A 427-nucleotide genomic window follows, 5' to 3' on the forward strand; every position below is an offset into this window, starting at 1 on the left:
CCTCTAAAGAACTCAGTGCTAAACCGACTCTTATTGAGTGGCACACCAGCTTTACCGATAGCGTTTATGAGCTACTCAAGCCCTACATGAAAGAACAAGATCTCTCATTTGAAGAAGCGGCTGAACTGCTCAATTTTTCTGTGCGAACGTTTCAACGCAAACTCAAAAATGAAAATACGACCTATCGAAAAATCAAAGAAAACCTAATGTTTTCAGTCGCATGTGAGCTGATGGAAGAAGGACACACGCTGACCTACATCTCTAGCCAACTCGGCTACACCAACATCTCTCACTTTTCTCGGGCGTTTAAGCGTGTGTCTGGTCTTACGCCGAAGATTTACCAACGTTCAATTTTGGACTAAGTGTAGTTTTGGACTGAATACAATTTTGGGCTAAGTACAATCTGGCCTCCCTCTCAGTTCCATTT

The 427-nt window shown here is 42.9% G+C and carries 1 protein-coding gene; it reads left to right on the forward strand.

What is annotated here, in order from left to right; translation table 11 throughout:
• Window positions 1–362, forward strand: a 362-nt coding sequence (locus tag AB4653_RS25060) for a helix-turn-helix domain-containing protein (RefSeq protein ID WP_372105579.1), incomplete at its 5' end; no start/stop codon positions are given.
• Between the last annotated feature and the right edge of the window lie 65 nt (window positions 363–427).

The organism is Vibrio sp. 10N.222.48.A3 (assembly GCF_041475345.1).
Lineage (GTDB): Bacteria > Pseudomonadota > Gammaproteobacteria > Enterobacterales > Vibrionaceae > Vibrio > Vibrio tasmaniensis_A.